At 69.2% G+C, this 409-nt stretch carries 1 pseudogene; it reads right to left on the reverse strand.

The annotated features are described in order from the left end of the window. A pseudogene (locus HR086_RS47755) lies at positions 1–207 on the reverse strand (alpha-ketoacid dehydrogenase subunit beta); the annotation flags it as partial. Between the last annotated feature and the right edge of the window lie 202 nt (positions 208–409).

The raw sequence follows: 409 nt of genomic DNA on the forward strand, positions 1-409 counted from the left end.
GGTCAGGCCGGCGATGGTGGTTTCGTCCAGCGGGGTATCGAGGATGCGGTCCGAGCCGAAGCGCTGCTGCAGCCCGGCGGTGGCGCGGAACACGCCGCCGTTGACGCCCACGTCCTCGCCCAGCACCAGCACCGACGGGTCGTGTTCCAGCTCCCAGGCCAGCGCCTGGGTGATGGCTTCGATGAGGGTGATCGGGGTGGTGGTCATGCTCTCTTCTCCGCGCGCGACCGCAGCGCTGTCGGCGGCGTTGGTGTGCGCGCCGGGCGCGCCGTTCTTGATCTCATCCATGGCGCTTCTCCAGGGCGATCGCCTGGGCACGCTGGGCCAGCAGGTCCGGCGGCGGATCGGCATACAGGAAGTCGAACATCGCCTCGACCGGCTGCACCGGCGTGTTGAGGTACAGGTTCAC

This window comes from Myxococcus sp. CA039A (assembly GCF_013336645.1).
In the GTDB taxonomy this organism is placed as follows: Bacteria; Myxococcota; Myxococcia; order Myxococcales; family Myxococcaceae; genus Myxococcus; species Myxococcus llanfairpwllgwyngyllgogerychwyrndrobwllllantysiliogogogochensis.